Origin of the sequence: Streptomyces sp. NPDC057950 (assembly GCF_042887295.1) — a bacterium.
In the GTDB taxonomy this organism is placed as follows: domain Bacteria; phylum Actinomycetota; class Actinomycetes; order Streptomycetales; family Streptomycetaceae; genus Streptomyces; species Streptomyces kaempferi.
In genome coordinates this window covers 210,425-232,365 of the sequence record NZ_JBHVPP010000003.1, presented here as the reverse complement: position 1 = coordinate 232,365, position 21,941 = coordinate 210,425, and the positions used below count along the sequence as shown (strand labels likewise).

The 21,941-nt window shown below is 71.1% G+C and carries 22 protein-coding genes; 10 read left to right on the top strand and 12 right to left on the bottom strand.

Translation table 11 applies throughout. The features are described from left to right. Window positions 1-2: 2 nt before the first annotated feature. The gene (locus ACFVTC_RS07910; protein ID WP_390125087.1) at window positions 3-530 is read right to left on the bottom strand and encodes a hypothetical protein; all 528 of its coding nucleotides are present in this window, start codon (window positions 528-530) and stop codon (window positions 3-5) included. Window positions 531-600: 70 nt separating this feature from the next. Beyond that, entirely contained in the window at window positions 601-1,779 is a 1,179-nt protein-coding gene (gene dusB, locus ACFVTC_RS07905) for a tRNA dihydrouridine synthase DusB (protein ID WP_390125085.1), read from the bottom strand. Between the two features lie 165 nt (window positions 1,780-1,944). On the opposite strand from dusB, the gene ACFVTC_RS07900 reads away from it, so the two are divergent. Further along, window positions 1,945-3,405, top strand: a complete 1,461-nt coding sequence (locus ACFVTC_RS07900) for an MFS transporter (protein WP_390125083.1) — start codon at window positions 1,945-1,947, stop codon at window positions 3,403-3,405. Here ACFVTC_RS07900 and ACFVTC_RS07895 read toward each other — a convergent pair. Next, window positions 3,402-4,310, bottom strand: a complete 909-nt coding sequence (locus ACFVTC_RS07895; RefSeq protein WP_390125080.1) for a helix-turn-helix transcriptional regulator — start codon at window positions 4,308-4,310, stop codon at window positions 3,402-3,404. The genes ACFVTC_RS07900 and ACFVTC_RS07895 overlap by 4 nt on opposite strands. A 100-nt stretch (window positions 4,311-4,410) precedes the next feature. Between ACFVTC_RS07895 and ACFVTC_RS07890 the strand changes: the two genes are divergently transcribed. Beyond that, the gene (locus ACFVTC_RS07890; protein WP_390125079.1) at window positions 4,411-5,841 is read left to right on the top strand and encodes an MFS transporter; all 1,431 of its coding nucleotides are present in this window, start codon (window positions 4,411-4,413) and stop codon (window positions 5,839-5,841) included. 395 nt (window positions 5,842-6,236) lie between these two features. Here the strand turns inward: ACFVTC_RS07890 and ACFVTC_RS07885 are convergent, their stop codons facing one another. Together ACFVTC_RS07885 and ACFVTC_RS07880 are read right to left on the bottom strand one after the other, a co-directional pair. Next, entirely contained in the window at window positions 6,237-6,647 is a 411-nt protein-coding gene (locus ACFVTC_RS07885) for a VOC family protein (protein ID WP_390125491.1), read from the bottom strand. A gap of 320 nt (window positions 6,648-6,967) precedes the next feature. After that, a complete protein-coding gene (locus tag ACFVTC_RS07880) occupies window positions 6,968-7,348 on the bottom strand; it encodes a transporter substrate-binding domain-containing protein (RefSeq protein ID WP_390125077.1) in 381 nt (126 codons plus the stop codon). A 141-nt stretch (window positions 7,349-7,489) separates the two neighbouring features. Here ACFVTC_RS07880 and ACFVTC_RS07875 point away from each other — a divergent pair, with 141 nt between their 5' ends. Further along, window positions 7,490-7,696 (top strand): hypothetical protein, encoded by a 207-nt coding sequence (locus ACFVTC_RS07875; RefSeq protein WP_390125075.1) that lies wholly within the window; start codon window positions 7,490-7,492, stop codon window positions 7,694-7,696. 22 nt (window positions 7,697-7,718) lie between these two features. Here ACFVTC_RS07875 and ACFVTC_RS07870 read toward each other — a convergent pair whose 3' ends face one another. Both ACFVTC_RS07870 and ACFVTC_RS07865 read right to left on the bottom strand, forming a co-directional pair. Beyond that, window positions 7,719-8,318 (bottom strand): TetR family transcriptional regulator, encoded by a 600-nt coding sequence (locus ACFVTC_RS07870; RefSeq protein WP_390125073.1) that lies wholly within the window; start codon window positions 8,316-8,318, stop codon window positions 7,719-7,721. Window positions 8,319-8,344: 26 nt separating this feature from the next. Then, window positions 8,345-9,349 carry an aldo/keto reductase gene (locus tag ACFVTC_RS07865; RefSeq protein WP_390125071.1) on the bottom strand — a complete coding sequence of 335 codons (1,005 nt, stop codon included), beginning with the start codon at window positions 9,347-9,349 and terminating at the stop codon, window positions 8,345-8,347. 254 nt (window positions 9,350-9,603) lie between these two features. Here ACFVTC_RS07865 and ACFVTC_RS07860 point away from each other — a divergent pair, with 254 nt between their 5' ends. Next, a complete protein-coding gene (locus ACFVTC_RS07860; RefSeq protein ID WP_390125069.1) occupies window positions 9,604-10,656 on the top strand; it encodes a chitinase in 1,053 nt (350 codons plus the stop codon). A gap of 106 nt (window positions 10,657-10,762) precedes the next feature. Here the strand turns inward: ACFVTC_RS07860 and ACFVTC_RS07855 are convergent, their stop codons facing one another. Next, window positions 10,763-12,145, bottom strand: a complete 1,383-nt coding sequence (locus tag ACFVTC_RS07855) for a glycine--tRNA ligase (RefSeq protein WP_390125067.1) — start codon at window positions 12,143-12,145, stop codon at window positions 10,763-10,765. Between the two features lie 165 nt (window positions 12,146-12,310). Here ACFVTC_RS07855 and ACFVTC_RS07850 point away from each other — a divergent pair, with 165 nt between their 5' ends. From ACFVTC_RS07850 to ACFVTC_RS07835, 4 genes are read left to right on the top strand one after another with little or no spacing between them, the layout of a single operon-like run. Next, window positions 12,311-13,273 carry a metal ABC transporter substrate-binding protein gene (locus ACFVTC_RS07850; protein WP_390125066.1) on the top strand — a complete coding sequence of 321 codons (963 nt, stop codon included), beginning with the start codon at window positions 12,311-12,313 and terminating at the stop codon, window positions 13,271-13,273. Between the two features lie 40 nt (window positions 13,274-13,313). Then, window positions 13,314-14,081 (top strand): metal ABC transporter ATP-binding protein, encoded by a 768-nt coding sequence (locus ACFVTC_RS07845; protein ID WP_168528016.1) that lies wholly within the window; start codon window positions 13,314-13,316, stop codon window positions 14,079-14,081. Continuing rightward, a complete protein-coding gene (locus tag ACFVTC_RS07840; protein WP_390125063.1) occupies window positions 14,081-14,980 on the top strand; it encodes a metal ABC transporter permease in 900 nt (299 codons plus the stop codon). Before ACFVTC_RS07845 ends, ACFVTC_RS07840 begins: the two co-directional genes overlap by 1 nt. A gap of 58 nt (window positions 14,981-15,038) precedes the next feature. Beyond that, on the top strand, window positions 15,039-15,464 hold the full coding sequence (locus tag ACFVTC_RS07835; RefSeq protein WP_390125062.1) for a Fur family transcriptional regulator: 426 nt from the start codon (window positions 15,039-15,041) through the stop codon (window positions 15,462-15,464). Between the two features lie 93 nt (window positions 15,465-15,557). On the opposite strand, the gene ACFVTC_RS07830 is transcribed toward ACFVTC_RS07835, so the two are convergent. The 3 genes from ACFVTC_RS07830 to ACFVTC_RS07820 all read right to left on the bottom strand — a co-directional run bounded on the left by ACFVTC_RS07830 (window position 15,558) and on the right by ACFVTC_RS07820 (window position 17,511). Then, window positions 15,558-16,409, bottom strand: a complete 852-nt coding sequence (locus ACFVTC_RS07830) for an isoprenyl transferase (protein ID WP_390125490.1) — start codon at window positions 16,407-16,409, stop codon at window positions 15,558-15,560. 49 nt (window positions 16,410-16,458) lie between these two features. Further along, window positions 16,459-17,205: a DNA repair protein RecO gene (gene recO, locus ACFVTC_RS07825; protein ID WP_168528019.1), complete on the bottom strand. Its 747-nt coding sequence runs from the start codon at window positions 17,203-17,205 to the stop codon at window positions 16,459-16,461. Between the two features lie 78 nt (window positions 17,206-17,283). Further along, window positions 17,284-17,511 carry a hypothetical protein gene (locus ACFVTC_RS07820; RefSeq protein WP_248001915.1) on the bottom strand — a complete coding sequence of 76 codons (228 nt, stop codon included), beginning with the start codon at window positions 17,509-17,511 and terminating at the stop codon, window positions 17,284-17,286. A gap of 642 nt (window positions 17,512-18,153) precedes the next feature. Here ACFVTC_RS07820 and ACFVTC_RS07815 point away from each other — a divergent pair. Continuing rightward, on the top strand, window positions 18,154-19,257 hold the full coding sequence (locus ACFVTC_RS07815; protein ID WP_390125060.1) for a hypothetical protein: 1,104 nt from the start codon (window positions 18,154-18,156) through the stop codon (window positions 19,255-19,257). A gap of 76 nt (window positions 19,258-19,333) precedes the next feature. On the opposite strand, the gene ACFVTC_RS07810 is transcribed toward ACFVTC_RS07815, so the two are convergent. Beyond that, window positions 19,334-20,080, bottom strand: a complete 747-nt coding sequence (locus tag ACFVTC_RS07810; RefSeq protein ID WP_390125489.1) for a FadR/GntR family transcriptional regulator — start codon at window positions 20,078-20,080, stop codon at window positions 19,334-19,336. Window positions 20,081-20,295: 215 nt separating this feature from the next. Here ACFVTC_RS07810 and ACFVTC_RS07805 point away from each other — a divergent pair, with 215 nt between their 5' ends. Further along, complete coding sequence (locus tag ACFVTC_RS07805; RefSeq protein WP_390125058.1) at window positions 20,296-21,924, top strand: ABC transporter substrate-binding protein; 1,629 nt, start codon at window positions 20,296-20,298, stop codon at window positions 21,922-21,924. Window positions 21,925-21,941: the final 17 nt, after the last annotated feature.

Below are 21,941 nucleotides of genomic sequence, written 5' to 3'. Positions count from 1 at the left end.
CCTCAGACGGTGTTCATGGCGTCCCGGGCCGTCCCGGTGAACCGCTCCAGCGTGTGGCGGAAGACCTCGTGGGCCCCGTCGAAGCGCTGGTGGGCGCCCGGGTCGCCGCGCATCACGTGCCACAGCGCCCGGTTGGCCTGTGCCGCCGCCTGCTGAAGGGCCGTGGCCGCCTCGGCGGCGGGGACCGGGCCCTCCAGGACGACGACCCGGACCGCGCGCATGAGCGGGTCGAAGGCGCCGCGCAGCTCGTCGCGCAGTTCCTGAACGCGCGTCAGACGGTCGTCGGGGTCGTCGAGTTGCGCGTAGGCGTCACCGACGCGCCAGTACAACTGGCCGGTGAGGTGCGCCTGTTCCATGAGGTCGAGGTAGGCGCCCCGCCTGGTTTCCCGGATCCGGTCGCGGTGCTGGACCCGGGCCGACGCCTCGGCCTGGACCCGGGCCGCGCGGGCGTTGCCCTGGGTGGTCACCCAGCTGGCAAGCACCGCCGTCGCGCCGGTGAAGACCGCGACCCACACCGTGCTGTCCGTCACGCCGATCAGTGTCGGGGAGCGGTGTTCCCCTGTCGAGGGCGCCTGCCGTCGGCGGGTGAGGCGGGTGCGGTCAGCCCCCGGAGGTGTCCAGTTCGGCGTCCTCGCTGATGCCCGCGCAGTCGTACGGGTCCTTCAGCCAGCCGTCCGGCAGGACGACCCGGTTGTTGCCGGAGGTGCGGCCGCGGGGCCCGTCGGCGCCGGTCGGCCATGCCTGGTCGAGGTCCAACTCGGCGAGCCCCTCGGAGAGTTCGGCGATCGACGAGGTGATCGCGAGGCGCTTTCGCATGTCGGAACCGACCGCGAAGCCCTTCAGGTACCAGGCCACGTGCTTGCGGAAGTCGATGACGCCGCGGGCCTCGTCGCCGATCCACTCGCCGAGCAGGGTGGCGTGCCGGACCATGACGGCCGCGACCTCGCGGAGGGTCGGGCGGACGCCGTGTCCGTCGGGGCCCTCGGCCAGGGCGTCCGTACGGCCCTCGAAGGCCGCCACCAGGTCGGCGAACAGCCAGGGCCGGCCGAGGCAGCCGCGCCCGACCACGACGCCGTCGCAGCCGGTCTCGCGCACCATGCGCAGCGCGTCCTCGGCGGACCAGATGTCGCCGTTGCCGAGGACGGGGATCTCCGGCACGTGCTCCTTGAGGCGTGCGATGGCGTCCCAGTCCGCCGTGCCGCCGTAGTGCTGGGCGGCGGTGCGGCCGTGCAGCGCGATGGCCGTGACACCTTCCTCGACGGCGATCCGGCCGGCGTCCAGGAAGGTGATGTGGTCGTCGTCGATGCCCTTGCGCATCTTCATGGTGACCGGCAGGTCCCCGGCGCCGCTCACGGCCTCCCGCAGGATCGCCCGCAGCAGGTTGCGCTTGTAGGGGAGGGCGGAGCCGCCGCCCTTGCGCGTCACCTTCGGCACCGGGCAGCCGAAGTTCAGGTCGATGTGGTCGGCGAGGTCCTCCTCCGCGATCATGCGGACGGCCTTGCCGACGGTCGCCGGGTCCACGCCGTACAGCTGGATCGAGCGCGGCTGCTCGGTCGCGTCGAAGCGGATCAGCTGCATGGTCTTCTCGTTGCGCTCGACCAGCGCCCGCGTGGTGATCATCTCGCTGACGAACAGGCCCTTGCCGCCGCTGAACTCCCGGCACAAGGTGCGGAAGGGCGCGTTCGTGATCCCGGCCATGGGGGCCAGGACGACGGGCGGCTGGACGGTGTGGGGGCCGATCGACAGCGGAGTGGCGGGGGCGAGGACGGTCGTGGACATTCCCCCATTGTCGCGTACCGGAGCGGGTGCCGTGACAGTGGCCGGCGGCCTCCCCTCAAGCGCGGTGGCCACCGGGGACGCCGGGGACGCGCCGTGACCGCCGTCACCCGATCGAGTGAGGGTCATTAGTTAGACGCACTATCGAAGTCGGCGTAGGCTTGTGGAATGCCCGAGCTCACCCCACGCCGCCGCCTCCTGGTGCTCGCGATCTGCTGCATGAGCCTGCTGATCGTGAGCCTGGACAACACGGTGCTGAACGTCGCCCTGCCCTCGATGCAGAAGGAACTGCACGCGAGTGTCGCCGGCCTCCAGTGGACGATCGACGCGTACACGCTGGTCCTCGCGTCGCTCCTGATGCTCGCGGGTTCGACGGCCGACCGCATCGGCCGGCGCCGGATCTTCAAGGCGGGCCTGGTGATCTTCACCATCGGCTCGGTGCTGTGCTCCCTCGCCCCGAACCTCGAGTCCCTGATCGCCTTCCGCATGGTGCAGGCGGTCGGCGGTTCGATGCTGAACCCGGTGGCGATGTCGATCATCACCAACACCTTCACGGACCCGCGCGAGCGCGCCCGCGCGATCGGCGCCTGGGGCGCCGTGGTGGGCATATCGATGGCCGCGGGCCCGCTGGTCGGCGGACTCCTGGTGGACTCGGTGGGCTGGCGCTCGATCTTCTGGATCAATCTCCCGGTGGGCCTCGCCGCCCTCCTGCTCACCTGGCGCTACGTCCCGGAGTCCCGCGCCCCCAAGGCCCGCCGCCCCGACCCGGTCGGCCAGCTCCTCGTCATCGCGCTGCTCGGCTCGCTGACGTACGCGATCATCGAGGCGCCCGGTTCCGCCGTCGCCAGGACCGCGGTCTTCGGCGCGATCGCCGTCGCCGCCCTGCTCGGCATCCTGTGGTACGAACCCCGGCGCGCCGAACCCCTCATCGACCTGCGCTTCTTCCGCTCGGCGCCGTTCAGCGGGGCCACGGTCATCGCCGTCAGCGCGTTCGCGGCGCTCAGCGGATTCCTGTTCCTGTCGACGCTCTATCTGCAGAACGTCCGCGGTCTGGACGCGCTGCACGCGGGTCTGTGGATGCTGCCCATGGCGGCGATGTGCTTCGTGTGCGCGCCGCTGTCCGGGCGGCTGGTCGGCAACCGGGGCCCCCGGCTGTCCCTGCTCGTCGCGGGGATCACCATGACCGCGAGCGGTGTCCTGTTCGCCGGCTTCGAGGGCGAGACGTCGAACGTCTCGCTCGTCATCGGGTACGTCCTGTTCGGCCTGGGCTTCGGTTTCGTGAACGCCCCCATCACCAACACCGCCGTGTCGGGCATGCCCCGCACGCAGGCCGGTGTCGCCGCCGCCGTCGCCTCGACGAGCCGCCAGATCGGCGGCACGCTCGGTGTCGCCGTGATAGGCGCCGTCCTGGCCTCCGGCGTGGGGGCGTCGGCCTACCGTGACACCTTCGTCGAGGCCGCCCGCCCCGCCTGGTGGATCATCGCCGGATGCGGCCTCGCCGTCCTGGTCCTGGGCGCGCTGACCAGCGGCCGCTGGGCCCGCGGAACGGCCGAACGGACGGCCCGCCGCCTGGAGTCCGTCGAGGTGAAGGACGCGGTGGGCGTACGCGCCCAGGACGCGCCCGCCTAGGCCTCCGCCGCCCGCGCGATCTCGTACAGCTTCTCCAGCCCCTCCCGGCTCGACTCGTCGGTGGGGGCGTAGGTCACCATCCGGGCACCCATGTCGGGGGCGAGCCAGAGGTCGGTGTGGTCGAGGGTGAGGAGCCCGACGTACGGGTTGAGGAACTGCTTGGTCTTGCTGCGGGAGCCGCCGAACACCTCGTACCGCTCCCAGATCTCGCGGAACTCCGCCGACTCCGTCCGCAGTCGCTTGACCAGCATCTTCCAGGCCGGCTCGCCGAGGTGTCCGGCCATCGAGGCGCGCAGCTTGGCGGCCATCATGCGCATGGTCTCGTCGAGGAGCACGATCGACCTGCGCCACTCCTCGTGGGTGTAGACGAGGACCATGCAGTTGCGGTCCTCGGGCGCCACCGCGTCCAGGTCGCTCATCATCAGCCGGGCGTAGGTGCGGTTGTACGCCAGGATGTCGTACCGGCTGTTCTGGATGCAGGCCGGGACCGGCTCCAGCTGGGTCAGCATGTGGCGCAGCGCCGGGGTGAGGGTCGGGCACCACGCGGCGGGCGTGGGGTCGACGGCGCCGGCCAGCTGGAAGAGGTGGGCGCGCTCGCTCGAGTCCAGCAGCAGGGTGCGGGCCAGCGCGTCGAGAACCTGTTCGGAGACCTGGATGTCGCGGGCCTGTTCGAGCCAGGTGTACCAGGTGACGCCGACGGCCGAGAGCTGGGCGACCTCCTCGCGGCGCAGTCCCGGGGTGCGCCGGCGGTGGCCGCGGGGCAGTCCGACCTGCTCGGGCGTGATGCGTTCGCGCCGGTTGCGCAGGAAGGCGGCGAGTTCGTGCCGCCGGATCGCGCTTCCGCGCGGGGCGGCGCCGGCGGCCGGCTCCGGGGTGGTGGTCGTCTCCCGCACCATCGTCGTCATGTCTCCAGACTGCCGTCCGCCGGAACCTGTTGCCAGGTACTGCCTCTACCAGGATAAGGAGACTCTGGTACCAGCCTGAGGGTGGGACGAAGCTCTTTACGTGACCGAAACCGGAACCCTGACCACACCAGTCCGATCACCGTCCGCGCCACCCCTGCTGGGCGGTCTCGGACTCTTCACCGTGCTGCTCGGCGCGGCGCTCCCGCTCATCGACTTCTTCATCGTCAACGTGGCCCTCCCGACCATCGGCCGGGACCTGAACGCGGGCGAGGCCGTCCTCGAACTCGTCGTCGCCGGGTACGGGGTGTCGTACGCCGTCCTGCTCGTCCTGGGCGGCCGGCTCGGCGACCTCTTCGGGCGGCGGCAGCTCTTCCTCGGGGGCATGGCGGCCTTCGGCCTGACCTCGCTGGCGTGCGGGCTCGCGCCCAGCGCCTGGACGCTGGTCGCGGCCCGGGTGGCGCAGGGCGCGGCGTCCGCCGCGATGCTGCCGCAGGTGCTCGCCACCATCCAGTCGGCGACCGCGGGAGGCCGCCGCGCCAAGGCGATGGGCCTGTACGGCGCTACGGCCGGGCTCTCCATGGTGGCCGGGCAGATACTCGGCGGCCTCCTGGTCGCCGCGGACATCGCGGGCACCGGCTGGCGCGCGGTGTTCCTCGTGAACGTGCCCGTCGTCGTCCTCGGCCTGGTCCTGGCCGCACGGGCGGTCCCCGAGACACGCTCACAGCACCCGGAGCCGATCGACACCCCCGGCACCGTCCTGCTCGCGCTGTCGCTGCTGACGCTCCTGGCCCCGCTGACCGAGGGCCGCGCGGCGGGCTGGCCGCTGTGGACCTGGCTGTCGCTGGCCCTGTTCCCCCTCGTGGCCGCGGCGTTCTACTTCGTCGAGCGCCGGGAGGACCGGGCCGGCCGCACTCCCCTGGTGCCGCCGAGCCTGTTCGCGCTGACCTCGCTGCGCCGGGGCCTGATCATGATCGTGCCGTTCTCGATCGGCTTCAGCGGATTCATGTTCGTGATCGCGGTGGCGCTGCAGCGGGGCGCGGGCCTCGGTCCGGTCGCGGCCGGGCTGGCACTCGCCCCGATGGCCGTCGTCTTCTTCTTCACCTCCCTCTGCGGGCCGCGGCTGATCGCCCGCTACGGCACCCGGGTCGTCACCGCGGGCGGCCTGATCCAGGTGGTGGGCGTGGCCCTCATCACGCTGACCGCGTGGCGGTCCTGGCCGGACCTCGGGATGTGGGAGCTGCTCCCGGGCGCGGCGGTCGCCGGTGCGGGGCAGGCGCTCCAGTTGCCGGTGCTCATCCGGATCGTCCTCTCCGAGGTGCCGGCCGCGCGGGCCGGTGTCGGCAGCGGCGTGATGGCGACCACCCAGCAGTCGGCGCTCGCCGTCGGCGTCGCCACCCTGGGCACCCTGTTCCTGTCCCTCGTCCCCGGCCACGGCATGCGGGACGCCCTGGTGACGACGCTCCTGGTGCAGTTGGCGGGCGTGGTCCTGACGACGGCACTGAGCCTGCGGCTGCCGCGCACGGTCGGCTGACGCATCGCCGCGCGGGCTGATCGGCGGAGAGCGGCCGGGGGCTGCCCCGCCGGCGCCCGACCGCCGGACGCGGGCCCCTGGCCGACCTCCCGGAGGGGCCGGTCGGACGCGGACCGGCCGAAGGGTTCGGGCGGTGACGGGAACGGCCGGCGGCAGACCGGCCGAGACCGACCGGTGACGGGCCGGTCGACGGAGGGACGGCACAGGGACGGACGGTTCGGACCATGGCGGACCGTGCGGCGCCCCCCTCGCTGCCCGGGGGCCATCACGGGCCGGACCGTGGCGGACCGTGGCGGACCGTGGCGGACCGGGACGGACCGGGACGGACCGGGACGGGCGCCGTAGCAGGGCCGTGCCGGGCCGGGGACCACCCGACCGCGGCGGGTCGGGGCCGGTCAGTGGCGGACCATGCAGAACGGGTGCCCGGCCGGGTCCGCGTAGATGTGCCGGCCGCGCCCGTCGGAGTCGTCCGGTACGGTCGCGCCGCGCGCCAGGACCTGTTCGCGCGCGAGGTCCAGGTCCGGCACGCCCAAGTCCAGATGGAACTGCTGGGGCCGGCTGGGCTCGGGCCGGCGCGGCGGCTCGTACTCCGCGACCCGCTGGAAGGCCGGCACCGGACCGGACGGCGTGTGGAGCGTCGCCCAGCCCTCGCCGAGCGCCCGGCGCGGGTCGGGCCGGTCGACCTCACCGCCGGACAGGTCCGCGTGGAACCCGGCGAGCCGGTGCGGGTCCGGGCGGTCCGGCACGACGCACCGCGGTTCGGCGGTGACGGGCGCCGGCCCAGGGCCGGTCGGCGCGGCGACCACGGCCGGCGGCCGGCCCCAGCGCCGCAGGGCGTCCGCGACGAAGCCGCCGGACTTCAGCTCCTCGACCAGATCGCGGAGGCAACGGACGGTCTCGGGGCGGCGGGTCCTGGTCGTGCCGACCGCCTGCCGGATCTGCATGAACCGGTCCTCGATCAGCCGGAGTTCGAGGTGTTCCGCGACATACGCGGTCATCGGCCGCCGGATCCCGGCCGCGGCCTCCAGTCCTCCGGCGCGGAACGCCCCGCCGCCTTCGTCCCCGCGCACGACGCTCGTCTGCCGCAGGGTGCGGGACAGGAACAGGTCGTGGGCGGACCCGCGTTTCACACCGATCCGTACACCGGACGGTCGACGTCGGCGGCCCTCACGTGGTCCGAGTCGCGGGGCACGGTGTGCACGCCCTCGATCACCACGTACGGCTCCGTGAAGGCGACTTCGGCCCCGCGTGCGGGCTCGACGGCCAGGAAGCAGAGGTCGGCCCGGCCCTCCGCCATCGCCTCGTAGGACTTGCGGGCCGCGTCGAAGCAGAGGAGTTCCACGGGCAGGCCCAACCGCGCGCCGATCTCGCGCGCGAGGTCCGCGGTGATGCCGGCCGGGGATTGCGCAGTGCCCTGGGCCGGTACGGGATTGCCCAGGTTCATGGAGGCCCGCAGCGTGCCGTTCGGTGCGAGATCCCGCGCGATGGCGGCGACTTCGGTCGTCATGCGGCTGAGTCCAGGCGGACGACCTCACGGCGCCGCCGGTCAACTCGTGACCCGAGAGCCCCCGTTGATCTTCTCCATGCTGCACACTCCTTGCTGCACATGCCTTGCCGGGCAAAGGGAGCGGAAGCACCAGGAGGTGTCATGCTGCAGATCAACGCGAGCAAGGTGAGCCGCTGGGACCAGCACGGCCGCGAGCACGTCGTCCACGTCCAGCGGACGGGGATGCAGCGCACGATCAGGTGCGGAACCTGCGGCTGGCGCAAGAGCGCGCAGTTCCTGCCGTGGCTGAAGGCGGAGGAGCATCTCGCCGAGGCCCACCAGGCGACGGTGGACCCGACGGAGAACTGAGCTTTCTCCGCCGGTCCGCCGGTCAGGGGCGCAGGCCGCGCAGGACGAGGTCGACGACCGCCGTGAACTCGGCCTCGATGCCGGGCTGTTCCCATTCGCGGGCGTAGGCGGGGTCGTGGAAGCGGTTCGTGGCGTCGAAGAGCGCGCGGGCCGTCGCGGCGGCGCCGCCGTCCACCGCCGCGAAGTCCCCCTCGCGCACACCCCGGGCGACGATGTCCGTGAGCTGGCCGACGAGCTCCAGGACGTGTTCCTCGACCACGCTGCTGGTGTCGGCGAGGAGCACCGTGTACGTGGCGAACAGCTCGGGGTCGTCCCCCGCCTTGTGCCGCTTGGCTGCGAACAGCGCTCCGAACCACTGCCTGAGGGCCTCGGGAGACGTCTCGTCCGTCGCCCCGACGATCCGGCCCAGCGTCTGCGACGTGCGGTCCAGCCAGCGTTTGGTGACCGCCTCCCGCAGCGCCGCCTTCGTGCGGAAGTGGCGGTAGACGCTGCCGTGGCTGACGCCGAGCGCGCGGGCCACGTCCACCACGGTGGCCTTGGCCGGGCCGTGGCGGCGCAGCACCTCCTCGGTGACTTCGAGGATGCGCTCGGCGGTCAGGGTCTCGCTGGTCGGTGGTGCCATGACGACGACCGTACCCGGCGGTACTGTCAGCGCTCCGTGCCGAGGTGTGACATCTGCGCCCGCGGGTAGCGGTCGCCCGCGGCGGCGCCGTCCGGCACGGCCTCCTCGATGGCGGTGAGGTCGGCGGCGTCGAGGGTCACGTCCAGGGCGCCGAGCGCCTCCGCCAGCCGCTGCCGGGTGCGGGAACCGACCAGCGGCACGATGTCCTCGCCGCGCGAGAGCACCCAGGCGATGGCGATCTGGGCGACGGAGACGCCCTTCTGCTCGGCGACCTTGCGCAGCGCCTCGACGAGGGTGAGGTTGTGCCGCAGGTTCTCGCCCTGGAAACGGGGGCTCATGGCCCGGAAGTCGTTCGCGCCGAGCTGCCGGTCGGCGGTGAAGTGGCCGGAGATCAGACCGCGGGAGAGCACGCCGTACGCGGTGATCGAGATGCCCAGCTCACGGGTGGTCGGCAGCACCTCGTCCTCGATGCCGCGGGAGATGAGCGAGTACTCGATCTGCAGGTCACTGATGGGGGCGGTGGCGGCGGCCCGGCGGATGGTGTCGGCGCCGACCTCGCTGAGGCCGATGTGCCGGACATGGCCCTTCTCGACCAGTTCGGCGATCGCGCCGACCGTCTCCTCGATGGGCACGCCGGGGTCGGCCCGCGCGATCCGGTAGACGTCGATGTGGTCCACGCCGAGGCGCTGGAGGGAGTAGGCGGCGAAGTTCCTGACCGCGGCGGGGCGGCCGTCGTAGCCGCTCCAGCCGCCGTCCGGGTCACGCAGCGCGCCGAACTTGACGCTGGTCCGGGCCTGTTCGCGCAGGGCGGCGGGGGCGGTGCGCAGGGCTTCGCCGATGAGCATCTCGTTGTGGCCCATGGCGTAGAAGTCGCCGGTGTCCAGCAGGGTCACGCCGGCTTCGAGCGCGGCGTGGACGGTCGAGATGGACTCGGCCCGGTCCGCGTCGCCGTACAGCGCGGACATGCCCATGCAGCCGAGGCCGAGGGCGGAGACCTGGGGACCGGTCGTTCCGAGGGGGCGGGTGCGCATGAAGGTTCCTTGGGTTGGGGGCGGGTGCCGTACAGGTGACCCGTACCCACCATGACATGACAGCTGACAGATTTCAATATCTGTCAGCTGTCACATGTCAGCCATGCCGTCGATCACCCGCGGTCATCTCCGCCAGCTCCGCCATCCCCGCCATCCCCCTATTTGGTCCAGACCTATTGACGACAGGTCTGGACCGCCCGCACTGTCATGCATGCGACACACCCCTCCGCGTCCCCCACTCCAGGAGGCCCCGCATGATCCGCCGGAAGTTGTGCCTGCTCGCCGTCGCGCTGGCGGCCGCCGTCCTCGCCCCCCTGTCGGTCGCCGCCGCCCCCACCGCGTCCGCGGCCGACACCTGCGCCGTGAAGTCCCGTCCCGCCGGCAAGGTCCTCCAGGGGTACTGGGAGAACTGGGACGGCTCCGCCAACGGGGTCCACCCGCCCTTCGGCTGGACCCCGATCACCGACTCCCGTATCGCCGCGCACGGCTACAACGTGCTCAACGCGGCCTTCCCCGTCATCCGGTCCGACGGCACCGCGCTGTGGGAGAACGGGATGGACGCGGGCGTGAAGGTCTCGACGCCCGCGGAGATGTGCGCGGCCAAGGCGGCCGGACAGACGCTCCTGCTGTCCATCGGCGGGGCCGCCGCCGGGATCGACCTCAGCTCCTCCGCCGTCGCGGACAGGTTCGTGTCGACGATCGTGCCCATCCTGCAGAAGTACAACTTCGACGGGATCGACATCGACATCGAGACGGGCCTGGTCGGCAGCGGGGACATCGGCCGGCTCTCCACCTCCCAGGCCAACCTGATCCGCGTCATCGACGGCGTGCTGGCCCGTATGCCGGCGAACTTCGGGCTGACCATGGCGCCGGAGACGGCCTACGTCACCGGCGGCAGCATCACGTACGGCTCGATCTGGGGCGCGTACCTGCCGATCGTCAAGAAGTACGCGGACAACGGCCGGCTGTGGTGGCTGAACATGCAGTACTACAACGGCAGCATGTACGGCTGCTCCGGCGACTCCTACTCCGCGGGCACAGTCCAGGGCTTCGTCGCGCAGACGGACTGCCTCAACAAGGGGCTGGTCGTCCAGGGCACCACCGTCAAGGTGCCCTACGACAAGCAGGTCCCCGGCCTGCCTGCCCAGTCCGGCGCGGGCGGCGGCTACATGTCACCGGGCCTCGTCTCCCAGGCATGGCGCCACTACGGGACGGCGCTCAAGGGCCTGATGACGTGGTCGGTCAACTGGGACGGCTCGAAGAACTGGACGTTCGGGGACAACGTGAAGGCGTTGCAGGGCCGTTGAGACGCCACGAAGCCCCCGCCCCCCGTGGTCACGGGAGGCGGGGGCTTCGTCATCGCCGGGCGGCGCCGGCCGGCCGCCAGTCGCCCGGCGACCGATCAGCAGTTGATCAGCAGCCGATCAGGCGGGACGCGAGGTAGCCCTCGATCTGGTCCAGCGACACGCGCTCCTGCTTCATCGAGTCGCGCTCGCGCACCGTCACGGCGTTGTCCTCGAGGGTGTCGAAGTCGACGGTGACGCAGAAAGGCGTGCCGATCTCGTCCTGGCGGCGGTAGCGGCGGCCGATGGCACCGGCGTCGTCGAAGTCGATGTTCCAGTGCTGGCGCAGCGCGGCGGCCAGGCCCTTGGCCTTGGGCGACAGCTCCGGGTTGCGGGACAGCGGGAGGACGGCGGCCTTGACCGGCGCGAGGCGCGGGTCGAGGCGCAGCACCGTGCGCTTCTCCATCTTGCCCTTGGCGTTGGGGGCCTCGTCCTCGACGTAGGCGTCGAGGAGGAAGGCCAGCATCGCGCGGCCGACACCGGCGGCGGGCTCGATGACGTAGGGGGTCCAGTGCTCGCCGGCCTCCTGGTCGAAGTAGGACAGGTCCTGGCCCGACGCCTTGGAGTGCGCCTTGAGGTCGTAGTCCGTGCGGTTGGCGACGCCCTCCAGCTCACCCCACTCGTTGCCGCCGAACTGGAAGCGGTACTCGATGTCGGCGGTGCGCTTGGAGTAGTGCGAGAGCTTGTCGGCCGGGTGCTCGTACCAGCGCATGTTCTCCTCGCGCATGCCGAGGCCGGTGTACCAGTTCCAGCGCTCCTGCATCCAGTACTCCTGCCACTTCTCGTCCTCGCCCGGCTTGACGAAGAACTCCATCTCCATCTGCTCGAACTCGCGGGTGCGGAAGATGAAGTTGCCGGGCGTGATCTCGTTGCGGAAGGACTTGCCCATCTGCCCGATGCCGAACGGCGGCTTGCGGCGCGAAGCCTGCTGCACGGAGGCGAAGTTGGTGAAGATGCCCTGCGCGGTCTCGGGGCGCAGGTAGGCGACGGAGCCGCTGTCCTGCGTGGGGCCGAGGTGGGTGGAGAGCAGACCCGAGAACTGCTTGGGCTCGGTGAAGGTGCCCTTGTTGCCGCAGTTCGGGCAGTTCAGGTCGGTGAGGCCGTTCTCCGGGAGGCGGCCGTGCTTCGCCTCGTATGCCTCCTCCAGGTGGTCGGCGCGGTAGCGCTTGTGGCAGGAGGTGCACTCGGTGAGCGGGTCCGTGAAGGTGGCGACGTGACCCGACGCGACCCAGACGTCGGTGGCCAGGATCACCGACGAGTCGAGGCCGACGACGTCCTCACGGGAGGTGACCATGTAGCGCCACCACTGGCGCTTGATGTTCTCCTTGAGCTCGACGCCGAGCGGGCCGTAGTCCCAGGCGGCCTTCTGTCCCCCGTAGATCTCACTGCACGGGAAAACGAAGCCACGGCGCTTGCTCAGGCTGACGATGGTGTCGATCTTGTCGGCGGCCACGATGCTCTCTTCAGTACGACGGACGGCGCGAATGACTCAGGTTACCGGCGCCGCCCACCCTCGTATCAAATCGGTTCGGTGACCACCCCGCTCCGCCCGCCGTTCACCGAGGACTTACCGAGGGCTTGTTGACAATCGTTTCCAGTTTTGTTGAAAATGACTGTCATGAACGTACGACGACGCCTCATATCCGGGTCCGCCGCGCTGGCGGCCACCGCTCTCGGTCTCTGCACGCTCTCCGCCTGCTCCGGCTCCGCGGCCGCCGACGGCGGGAGCGGCGGGAAACTCGACGTCGTGGCGTCGTTCTACCCCATGCAGTACCTCGCCGAGCAGATCGGCGGGACGCACGTGCACGTGACGAGCCTGACCCGGCCCGGCCAGGAGCCGCACGACCTGGAGATCAGCGTCCGTCAGATCGTCCAGCTCGAGTCGGCGGACGCCGTCGTCTACCTCAAGAACCTGCAGCCGGCCGTCGACGACGCCGTGGCGCAGTCCTCGGTCAGGACCAAGGTCGACGCCGCGTCGCTGACCACGCTGGAGAAGCACGGCAACGAGGTCGGCGGGCACGCGGCCTCGCACGACAGCTCCACGGGCGAGGAGGCGGGCTCCGCCGACCCGCACATCTGGCTCGATCCGGTGAGGTACGCCGAGGTCGCGAGCGGCGTCGGCAAGGCCCTGGAGAAGGCCGACCCGAAGCACGCCGCGGACTACGGGAAGAACACCGCGGCCCTGCTGAAGAAGCTCTCCGCTCTCGACACCCGCTACAGGACCGGGCTGGCGGACACCAGGACCAAGGTCTTCATCACCACGCACGCCGCCTTCGGCTACCTCGCCGAGCGCTACGGCCTCACCGAGGAGGCCATCAACGGCCTCGACCCCGAGTCGGAGCCCAGCGCGAACCGCGTGAAGGACCTTGAGAGGATGGCGAAGGCCGACGGCGTCTCGACGGTCTTCTACGAGACGCTCGTCAGCGACAGGACCGCCAAGACCATCGCCGGCGACGCGAAGCTGAAGACGGACGTCCTCGACCCGATCGAGGGCATCACCGACAAATCCAAGGGCAGCGACTACCTGCAGGTCATGGATGCGAATCTGAAGGCGCTGCGGACGGCGCTGGGCGCCAGGTGATCCCGATGACCCACATGATCCCCAGTTCCAGGAGGACAGCGTGAGCGAGTCCGTCATATCCCTGCGCGGCGTGACCGCCGAACTGGGCTCGCGCCCCGTCCTGCGTGGCATCGACCTGACCGTGCACCGCGGCGAGGTCGTGGCGCTGCTCGGCGCGAACGGCTCCGGCAAGTCGACGGCCATCCGCAGCGTCATCGGACAGGTCCCGGTCAGCGGCGGCGAGATCGAGATCTTCGGCACGCCACGGCGCCGCTTCCGCGACTGGAAGCGGGTGGGGTACGTCCCGCAGCGCACGACCGCCGCGGGCGGCGTGCCCGCCACGGTCACCGAGATCGTCGCCTCCGGCCGGCTCTCCCGCGCCCGCTTCGGCGTGCTGCGCAAGGCCGACCACGAGGCCGTGCGACAGGCCCTGGAGCTCGTCGGCATGGCGGACCGCGCCAAGGACTCGGTGAACGCCCTGTCGGGCGGCCAGCACCAGCGCGTCCTGATCGCCCGCGCCCTCGCCTCCGAACCCGAACTGCTGATCATGGACGAACCGATGGCGGGTGTCGACCTCGCGAGCCAGGAGGTGCTGGCACAGACGCTCAGGGAGCAGGTGGCGGCGGGCACCACCGTCCTCCTGGTCCTGCACGAGCTGGGCCCCCTGGAGCCGCTGATCGACCGCGCCGTCGTCCTGCGTGACGGCTGCGTGCTGCACGACGGCCCGCCCCCGCGGGCGGTCGGCCAGCACGCGCTGCCCGGCCACGACCACGTACACCCGCACGCGGCTCACGACGCCGAACCGATCCGGACGGGACTGCTGAGCTGATGGACTTCCTGAACTACGACTTCATGCAGCGGGCGCTGCTCTCCGCCGTCCTGGTGGGCGTCACCGCGCCCGCCATCGGCATCTACCTCGTGCAGCGCCGCCAGGCTTTGCTGGGCGACGGCATCGGGCATGTCGCGATGACCGGTATCGGCCTCGGCTTCCTGCTCTCGGCCAACCCCGTGTGGATGGCGACGGCAGTCTCGGTCCTCGGCGCCGTCCTGATGGAGCTGATCCGCTGGTACGGCAGGACGCGCGGCGACATCGCGCTGGCCATGCTCTTCTACGGCGGTATGGCGGGCGGCGTGATGCTCACCAGCCTGGCGGGGGGTACCACCGCCAACCTGACCTCGTACCTCTTCGGCTCCCTCTCGACGGTGAGCGAGTCCGACGTGACGGCGATCTGCCTGCTCGCCGGCTTCGTCGTCCTGGTCACCCTCGGCCTGCGCCGCCAGCTGTTCGCCGTCAGCCAGGACGAGGAGTTCGCGCGGGTGACGGGGCTGCCGGTGCGCGCGCTGAACCTGCTCACCGCCGTCACGGCGGCGGTCACGGTGACGGTCGCCATGCGCGTCGTCGGCCTGCTGCTGGTGAGCGCGCTGATGGTGGTCCCGGTCGCGGCCGCCCAGCAGCTCAGCCGCAGCTTCGCCGCCACCTTCGCGATCGCCGTGGCGATCGGGGTGAGCGTGACGATCGGCGGGACGGTGACCTCGTTCTACCAGGACGTGCCTCCCGGCGCGACGATCGTGCTGCTGACCATCGGGGGGTTCATCGCGCTCACCGCGCTGGCGACGCCGCTCGCCCGGCGCCGGGCGCGGGCCGCGGCGGCCGGGCAGACGCCGGGGGACCCGGCGGAGTGTGTGATTCCGGCCGGCCGCGCCCCGGAACGCAAGGTCGGCGTCTGACCACGCGCAGTCCGGACTGGCACAATGGCCGGGCAAGGGCAGACGCGAGGAGGCAACGGTGACTACCGCTGGATCGCCCGTTCGGGGCCGCTCCACCCGGCAGCGTGCCGCCGTGGCGGCGGCACTCGACGAGGTGGACGAGTTCCGCAGTGCGCAGGAGCTCCACGACATGCTCAAGCACAAGGGTGACTCCGTCGGACTCACCACCGTGTACCGCACGCTGCAGAACCTCGCCGACGCGGGCGAGGTGGACGTGCTGCGCACCTCCGACGGCGAGTCCGTCTACCGCCGTTGCTCCAGCGGCGAGCACCACCACCACCTCGTCTGCCGGGTCTGCGGCAAGGCGGTCGAGGTGGAGGGCCCGGCCGTGGAGAAGTGGGCCGAGGCGATCGCGGCGGAACACGGCTATGTGAACGTCGCCCACACCGTGGAGATCTTCGGCACCTGTGCGGAGTGCGCCGCGTGCGCCGCGGCCAAGGGCTGACACGCGACAGCGAGAGACAGAGACACGGAGAGGGGCTGCCCGGCCGGGCAGCCCCTCTCCGTGTCTCCCGGCGCCTCACGGCGTCCGGCGCCGTCAGGCCCCTTCCGGCCGGCCCCGCATCGCTTCCTCCATGGCGAGGAGGTCCTCGTTCGGGACGGCGCCACCGAAGCGGCGGTCGCGCTGGGCGAACTCCACACAGGCGCGCCACAGGTCACGGCGGTCGAAGTCCGGCCACAGGACGTCCTGGAAGACCATCTCGGCGTAGGCGCTCTGCCAGAGCAGGTAGTTGGAGGTGCGCTGCTCGCCGCTGGGCCGCAGGAACAGGTCCACGTCCGGCATGTCCGGGTAGTACAGGTACTTCGCGAAGGTCTTCTCCGTGACCTTGTCCGGGTCGAGCCGGCCCGCCCGCACGTCCTCCGCAAGCGCCTGCGCCGCGTCCGCGATCTCCGCGCGGCCGCCGTAGTTCATGCAGAAGTACAGGGTGAGCCGGTCGTTGTCCTTGGTCTGCTCCTGGGCGACCTGGAGCTCCTTGGCGACCGACTTCCACAGCTTGGGCATCCGGCCCACCCAGCGCACCCGGATGCCGAGCGCGTCGAGCTGGTCACGCGTCTTGCGGATGAAGTCACGGTTGAAGTTCATCAGGAAGCGCACCTCGTCGGGCGAACGCTTCCAGTTCTCGGTGGAGAACGCGTACAGGGAGATGGCCCCGACCCCGGCCTCGATCGCGCCCTGCAGCACGTCCAGCACCCGCTCGGCGCCGATCTTGTGCCCCTCGGTGCGGGGCAGCCCGCGCTCCTTGGCCCAGCGGCCGTTCCCGTCCATGACGATCGCCACGTGGTTGGGGACCAGCTCGCCGGGGAGCTTGGGCGCGCGGGCACCCGACGGGTGCGGCTCCGGCGTCTCGTACTCGCGGCGCTGGCGCCCCAGGAACCCGCGTACCACCATGTGTTTCTCGTCTCCCTTGGTCTTGCGTCGGTTGCCCTGCGCCACTTCATCACTTCTCGACGTACCGCAGTGAGCGCAGCCCGCGCTCCAGGTGCCAGTGCAGATAGGCCGAAACCAGCCCGCTGCCCTCCCGGACGAACCGCGGCTCGCACGCGTCCGCGGTCTCCCAGTCTCCCGTGAGCAGTGCGCCCAGGAGTTCGAGGGCCCCTGCCGAGGGTACGACGCTGCCGGGCACCCGGCAGTCGACGCAGACGGAACCTCCCGCGGCGACCGAGAAGAACCGATTCGGTCCCGGCATCCCGCACTTGGCGCAGGCGCTGAAACTGGGCGCGTAACCGTTCACGGCGAGGGAGCGCAGCAGGAAGGCGTCGAGGACGAGGTGCGGTTCGTGCTCACCGCGGGCGAGGGTGCGCAGCCCCCCGACGAGCAGCAGGTACTGCTGCACCGCGGGCTCCCCCTCGTGGTCCGTGAACCGCTCGGCGGTCTCCAGCATGGCCGTCCCGGCCGTGTAGCGCGCGTAGTCCGTCACGATCCCGCCGCCGTACGGGGCGATCGTCTCGCTCTGTGTGCACAGCGGCAGGCCGCGCCCGATCAGGTCGCTGCCCCGTGCGAAGAACTGCACGTCCACGTGGGAGAACGGTTCGAGGCGCGCTCCGAACTTCGACTTGGTGCGCCGCACGCCGCGCGCCACGGCCCGTACCCGTCCGTGACCGCGCGTGAGCAACGTGATGATCCGGTCCGCCTCACCCAGCTTCTGGGTGCGCAGCACGATGCCGTCGTCGCGGAACAGACTCATAGGGTCCATTCTCGCCTACGGCGCCCGCGCCCCGGCGCGGGCGGGCCCCTTTCGTTCCGCCCGCTCCCGCCGCCTCCTTCAGGGCACCTCGCCGCGGCTGCGTGCGTTGGCGTACGCGGTGGCCGCGCTGAGCCGTTCCGCCGGGGTGGCCCGGCGCACCGCGCCCGGATCGCAGTCCCACTCCCTGCCGCCGCCGAGCGGTCTCAGCTGTACGTACGGCCCCACGTGTCCCATGACCATCCCCACCCTTCCGCTGCCCACGTCCACGGCGTACGAGCCGACCGGCGGCCCCGGCGGCGGCTTCACCGCAGCGCCGCCCGGTCGGTCCGGTGCGGCGGCAACGTAATTCCGGCCTTCTTCCGTGGTGCCCGCAATTCCTTCACCGTTACCTCCGCCTCTTCGGCGCGGGGCGCCGAGTGTTGTGCCCTCACCCTGTTCCCCGGACTTTCGGAGTTTCACGCTTCGCGTCTCCGTGGTGCCACTGTGCACCTACACTCGGCAGGAGTCTGTCCTCCACAAGTGCTGCACGTCATAGGACGTTTGACCTGTGGCCAAGGGTGCACGACAGACCGTGTGCGATTTCCCTCCGGAACGGCACCGGACAGCTCGAACGGCCCATTCGCAAAACACGTTCGGATGCGTCGTCGCGAATCGAAAAAACCTGGAACCCGATGGTCCTTTCGAGTGCGGCGTGCTGAATCCGACGGAGGGCCGCGGCTTAAAGGACTGTTCCGACGGAGGGCGGTGGCTTAAAGGACTGTGCGGGGTATTTCGTGGCGTACCCCGTTCGCCGTGCCCCCACGATCCGCCGGTGGCTCGCGGCGGCGACGCTCCCGCCCGTCCCGGCGCCTGTGTGAGAGGCCGTACGGGCAGGCGCGTGCGGCGATGTCGGCCGGCGGCCGTACTGTGCACCCAACGCCGTCTCGCATCACCCGCACTGGAGGAACCATGTCCGCGAGCGCCCGTCTCGTCACCACGCTCGCCGGCCCGCTGGACTCGGCCACGGCCGGCGCTCCGGACGTGCTGTGCCTGCCGGACCGGACACTCGTCCTGCAGAGCGACGACGCCCAACTCGCCGCGTACGACCTGGCCGAGGCGCTCGCGGGTGAGGCCGCGGTGGCACGCTTCCCGGCGCCGTGGCGGCGCCGGTTCGGTACGCGCACGGTCGCGCCGGGCCTGGATGTCGCCGTCTTCGCCGGCATCCACGCGATACGGGCGGTGGACGGACACGGCGCGACCCTGTGGGAGGTGCGGCACGGCTGCTGGGAGGGCGGCTGCGGGAAGTTGCACACCTCGGTCGACGAATACGCCGACAGCCGCGCGCACTTGTACGCCGACAGCGGCTCGGCGGTCTTCTCCGCGGACGGCAAGCTCGTGTGGGCCCACGTCCGCGGACCGCTGGCCGAGGACGGCCAGGACCCGGAGGTGCTCGACGAGTGGCTGGTGCTCGACGCGGCCGACGGGACGGTGCTCGGCGAGGCCGACGCGCAGACGGTGGCGGCCGGTTCGGACCACGTGTCGCACCCGGACCCGGGCCAGATGGGACTGAGCGTCGGCGAGGGCCAGGACGGGGTGCCGCTGCTGTGGGGCCGCTGGGACGGCGAGCGCCTCTCCGTCGACCGGATCGGCGACGACGACCGGATCCTGCTCGCGGTGAGTCCGTCCGGCGAGAGCTTCCTGACGGTCACGCACTATCAGGAACTCCTCGCCCTGCACCGGGCCGCGGACGGCTCGGTCGTCTCCGAGCTGGACGCCGAGGAGGCCGTCGCGCCCCATCCCGCGCTCCCGCCGGAGAACGACGAGCCCGAGGTGCACTGGGACTACTACGCCGGGTTCCTCGACGAGCACACCGTCATCACGGGCACGGTCGAGGCCGACGAGGAGTTCGGGGCGGGGCGGCACTGGCTGGTCGACGCGCGCGGCATGCGCCTGCTCGGCGAGGTCGGCTATCCGTTCCCGGTGTCCGGTGTACCCCTGGCCCTGGGCGACGGCAGCTGGTGCACGGTCGACGAGGACACGAACGAACTCCAGGTGTGGCGGCTCGACCTCTGAGCCCGGGTTCGGGGCGGCGGCTGCGGGGCCGCGTGGGGACTCCGGCCCCGTGCCCCGCCTCGCCCCGGAGACGGGGTCAGCCCACCCCGCGCGACTCCTGCGCCGCCCTCGCCTCGATACCCCGGAAGTGGTCGGCCATCGCGCGCTGCGCGGCCTCGACGTCGCGGGCACGCAGCGCCGTGACGATGTCCCGGTGACGGCGGACGGTCACCTCGGGTGCCGGGTCGTCCGTCCAGCCGCGGACGCCGGCGACCCGGCTGAAAACCGTCCAGAAGGCGCCGAGCAGCTGAGGCACCAGCGCGTTGCCCAGCGGGGCGTACAGCAGCTCGTGGAATTGCCGGTCGAGTTCGGGGAAGGGGCGGCCCGCGCGGCCCGCCTCCTCCATCTCGGCCACGACGGCTTCGAGCCGGTCGAGTTCCGTCTCGGTGAGCACCGCCGCGACCCGGTGTATCAGCCCCTCCTCCAGGACCTCGCGGACCTGGAGGATCTCCGCCAGCGCCCCGGTCTCGTTCGTGTCGTCCTGGCGGGCCAGTGTGCGGAAGGTGAGGCCGTCGACGAAGGGGGTCAGGGATGCCTGGCCGACATAGGTGCCGTATCCGTGCCGGATATCGACTATGTCGAGCGCCTGCAGGGCCTTCAGGGCCTCGCGGACGGAGTTGCGGCTGACACCGAGGCCGTTCATCAGCTCCGTCTCGGTGGGCAGCGGGGCGCCCGCCTGGAGCCTGCGGTCGAGGATCAGCTGCATGACCTCGCGCTGGATCTGGCTGCTCACCCGGCGCTCGGCCCCGCGCCGGCTCCCGGTCTCCTCGGCCATGCGCCGCATCGTACGCTCACTGGACATCCGACGTCCCACCTCCGGGCGGATTCAGCACCAACTACCCGTATGTCAAGGCTTCATTGGTCGCACCTCTGGAAGATACGCCATTCGTGCGCGGGCCCTTGACCGCCCTCACGGCCGCTACCTATGGTCGCGCTGCCCCTATGACGTAGGACGTCGTATCTCCGCCTCTCGGACCACCTCTCCCCACTGGAGGAACCGTGCGCGACGTGACCGACCTCCCGGCGCCGCACCGCCGGTCGTTCCTGAAGTACACGGGCGCGCTCGGCGCGGCCGCCGCCCTCTCCTCGTCGCTGGCCGCCTGTTCGTCCGGCCCGCAGTCCACCAACGACACCGGTGGCGGGAAGGGCGGCAAGGACGCCACGCTCACCGCGGTCATCGGTTACGGGAACGACGGCAGCTGGGACCCGACCCAGACCGCGTCCGCCTTCTCCATGGCCGCCAACCACCACATCTACGAGGGCCTGCTCGACACCGACCCGATCTCGCGGGAGCCCTACGCGGCCCTGGCCACCGAGGTCCCCTCCGACCTCACCGGCACCTCGTGGAAGTTCACGCTGCGGGCCGGGGCCACCTTCCACGACGGCAGACCCGTCACCGCCGACGACGTGGTCTTCGTCTTCGACCGGATCCTCGACCCGAACACCCAGACCCTCGCCAAGGGATTCTTCGAGAGCTGGCTGAAGGAGGTCCGCGGGGTCGACGCCTCGACCGTCGAGCTGGTCCTCAAGTTCCCCTTCCCCGACGGCCTTTCACGGCTGACCCTGGCCAAGGTCATGCCGCGGCACGTCTTCTCCCGGCCGGGCGCCTGGGACGACGCGATCAAGGGGAAGGCGGTCGGCTCCGGGCCGTACCGGCAGACCGCCCACCACCCCAAGTCGAACACCACCTTCGAGGCCTTCGCCGGCTACAACGGCCCGCGCCCGCCCGCCTTCAAGCGGATGAACTGGCTGACGATCGTGGACGCGGCCCCGCGCGTCGCGAAGATCTCGGGCGCCGGCGCCGGCGCGCAGATCGCCGACAACATCCCGTACGCCAACATCGAGCAGCTCAAGAAGGGCGGCATGAGCGTCCAGGGCGGCGCGGGGATGAACAACCTCTTCCTGATGTTCAACACCCGGCACAAGCCCTTCGACGACGTACGGGTGCGCCAGGCACTGCACTACGCCATCGACACCGGCAAGATGGTCGAGGTCGCCCTCAGGGGGCACGGCAGGCCGTCGAGTTCGTTCCTCAACGAGGGCAACCCGGCCTACCGGCCCGCGAAGACCGTCTACGGGTACGACCCCGAGAAGGCGAGGAAGCTCCTGAAGGCCGCAGGGGTGTCGGGCCTCAAGGTCGACATCCTGGCGGTGAACGTCAGCTGGATCGTGGACTGCCTGCCGACGATCAAGGCGTCCTGGGACGCGATCGGCGTCGAGACCACGCTCTCGCCGCAGGAGACGACGGCCGTGTTCACCAAGATGGACCAGAAACAGGACTACCAGGTCGTCGCCGCCGCCTCGAACCCCAACCAGTTCGGTCTCGACGCCGACCTGATCATGCACTACAACTACGGCCCGCAGAACCTGTGGATGCGGTACGCCCGTTGGGCCGACGACCCGGTCGCCCGGCAGCTCTTCACGGACATGGACCGGGCGGCGCGGGAGCCGGATCCCGGCCGGAAGAAGACGATGATCCAGGACTACGTCGACGTCGTCGCCGAACAGGCCGTGCTCTACCCGGTGGTGCACAACGAGCTGATGACGGCCTGGGATCCCGGGAAACTCGCGGGAATCAGGGCCCAGCCCTACCCGGGGATCAACCTCCTCCAGGCCAAGTGGGCATGACGGGCAAGGGAGTTCGC

Excerpts from the sequence above, each read along its gene's own strand:
- dusB (WP_390125085.1), bottom strand. The coding sequence starts at position 1,779 with ATGTCCACGACCGTCCTCGCCCCCGCCACTCCGCTGTCGATCGGCCCC.
- ACFVTC_RS07900 (WP_390125083.1), top strand. The coding sequence starts at position 1,945 with ATGCCCGAGCTCACCCCACGCCGCCGCCTCCTGGTGCTCGCGATCTGC.
- ACFVTC_RS07895 (WP_390125080.1), bottom strand. The coding sequence starts at position 4,310 with ATGACGACGATGGTGCGGGAGACGACCACCACCCCGGAGCCGGCCGCC.
- ACFVTC_RS07880 (WP_390125077.1), bottom strand. The coding sequence starts at position 7,348 with ATGACGACCGAAGTCGCCGCCATCGCGCGGGATCTCGCACCGAACGGC.
- ACFVTC_RS07875 (WP_390125075.1), top strand. The coding sequence starts at position 7,490 with ATGCTGCAGATCAACGCGAGCAAGGTGAGCCGCTGGGACCAGCACGGC.
- ACFVTC_RS07870 (WP_390125073.1), bottom strand. The coding sequence starts at position 8,318 with ATGGCACCACCGACCAGCGAGACCCTGACCGCCGAGCGCATCCTCGAA.
- ACFVTC_RS07865 (WP_390125071.1), bottom strand. The coding sequence starts at position 9,349 with ATGCGCACCCGCCCCCTCGGAACGACCGGTCCCCAGGTCTCCGCCCTC.
- ACFVTC_RS07860 (WP_390125069.1), top strand. The coding sequence starts at position 9,604 with ATGATCCGCCGGAAGTTGTGCCTGCTCGCCGTCGCGCTGGCGGCCGCC.
- ACFVTC_RS07850 (WP_390125066.1), top strand. The coding sequence starts at position 12,311 with ATGAACGTACGACGACGCCTCATATCCGGGTCCGCCGCGCTGGCGGCC.
- ACFVTC_RS07840 (WP_390125063.1), top strand. The coding sequence starts at position 14,081 with ATGGACTTCCTGAACTACGACTTCATGCAGCGGGCGCTGCTCTCCGCC.
- ACFVTC_RS07830 (WP_390125490.1), bottom strand. The coding sequence starts at position 16,409 with ATGGTGGTACGCGGGTTCCTGGGGCGCCAGCGCCGCGAGTACGAGACG.
- recO (WP_168528019.1), bottom strand. The coding sequence starts at position 17,205 with ATGAGTCTGTTCCGCGACGACGGCATCGTGCTGCGCACCCAGAAGCTG.
- ACFVTC_RS07815 (WP_390125060.1), top strand. The coding sequence starts at position 18,154 with ATGTCCGCGAGCGCCCGTCTCGTCACCACGCTCGCCGGCCCGCTGGAC.
- ACFVTC_RS07810 (WP_390125489.1), bottom strand. The coding sequence starts at position 20,080 with ATGCGGCGCATGGCCGAGGAGACCGGGAGCCGGCGCGGGGCCGAGCGC.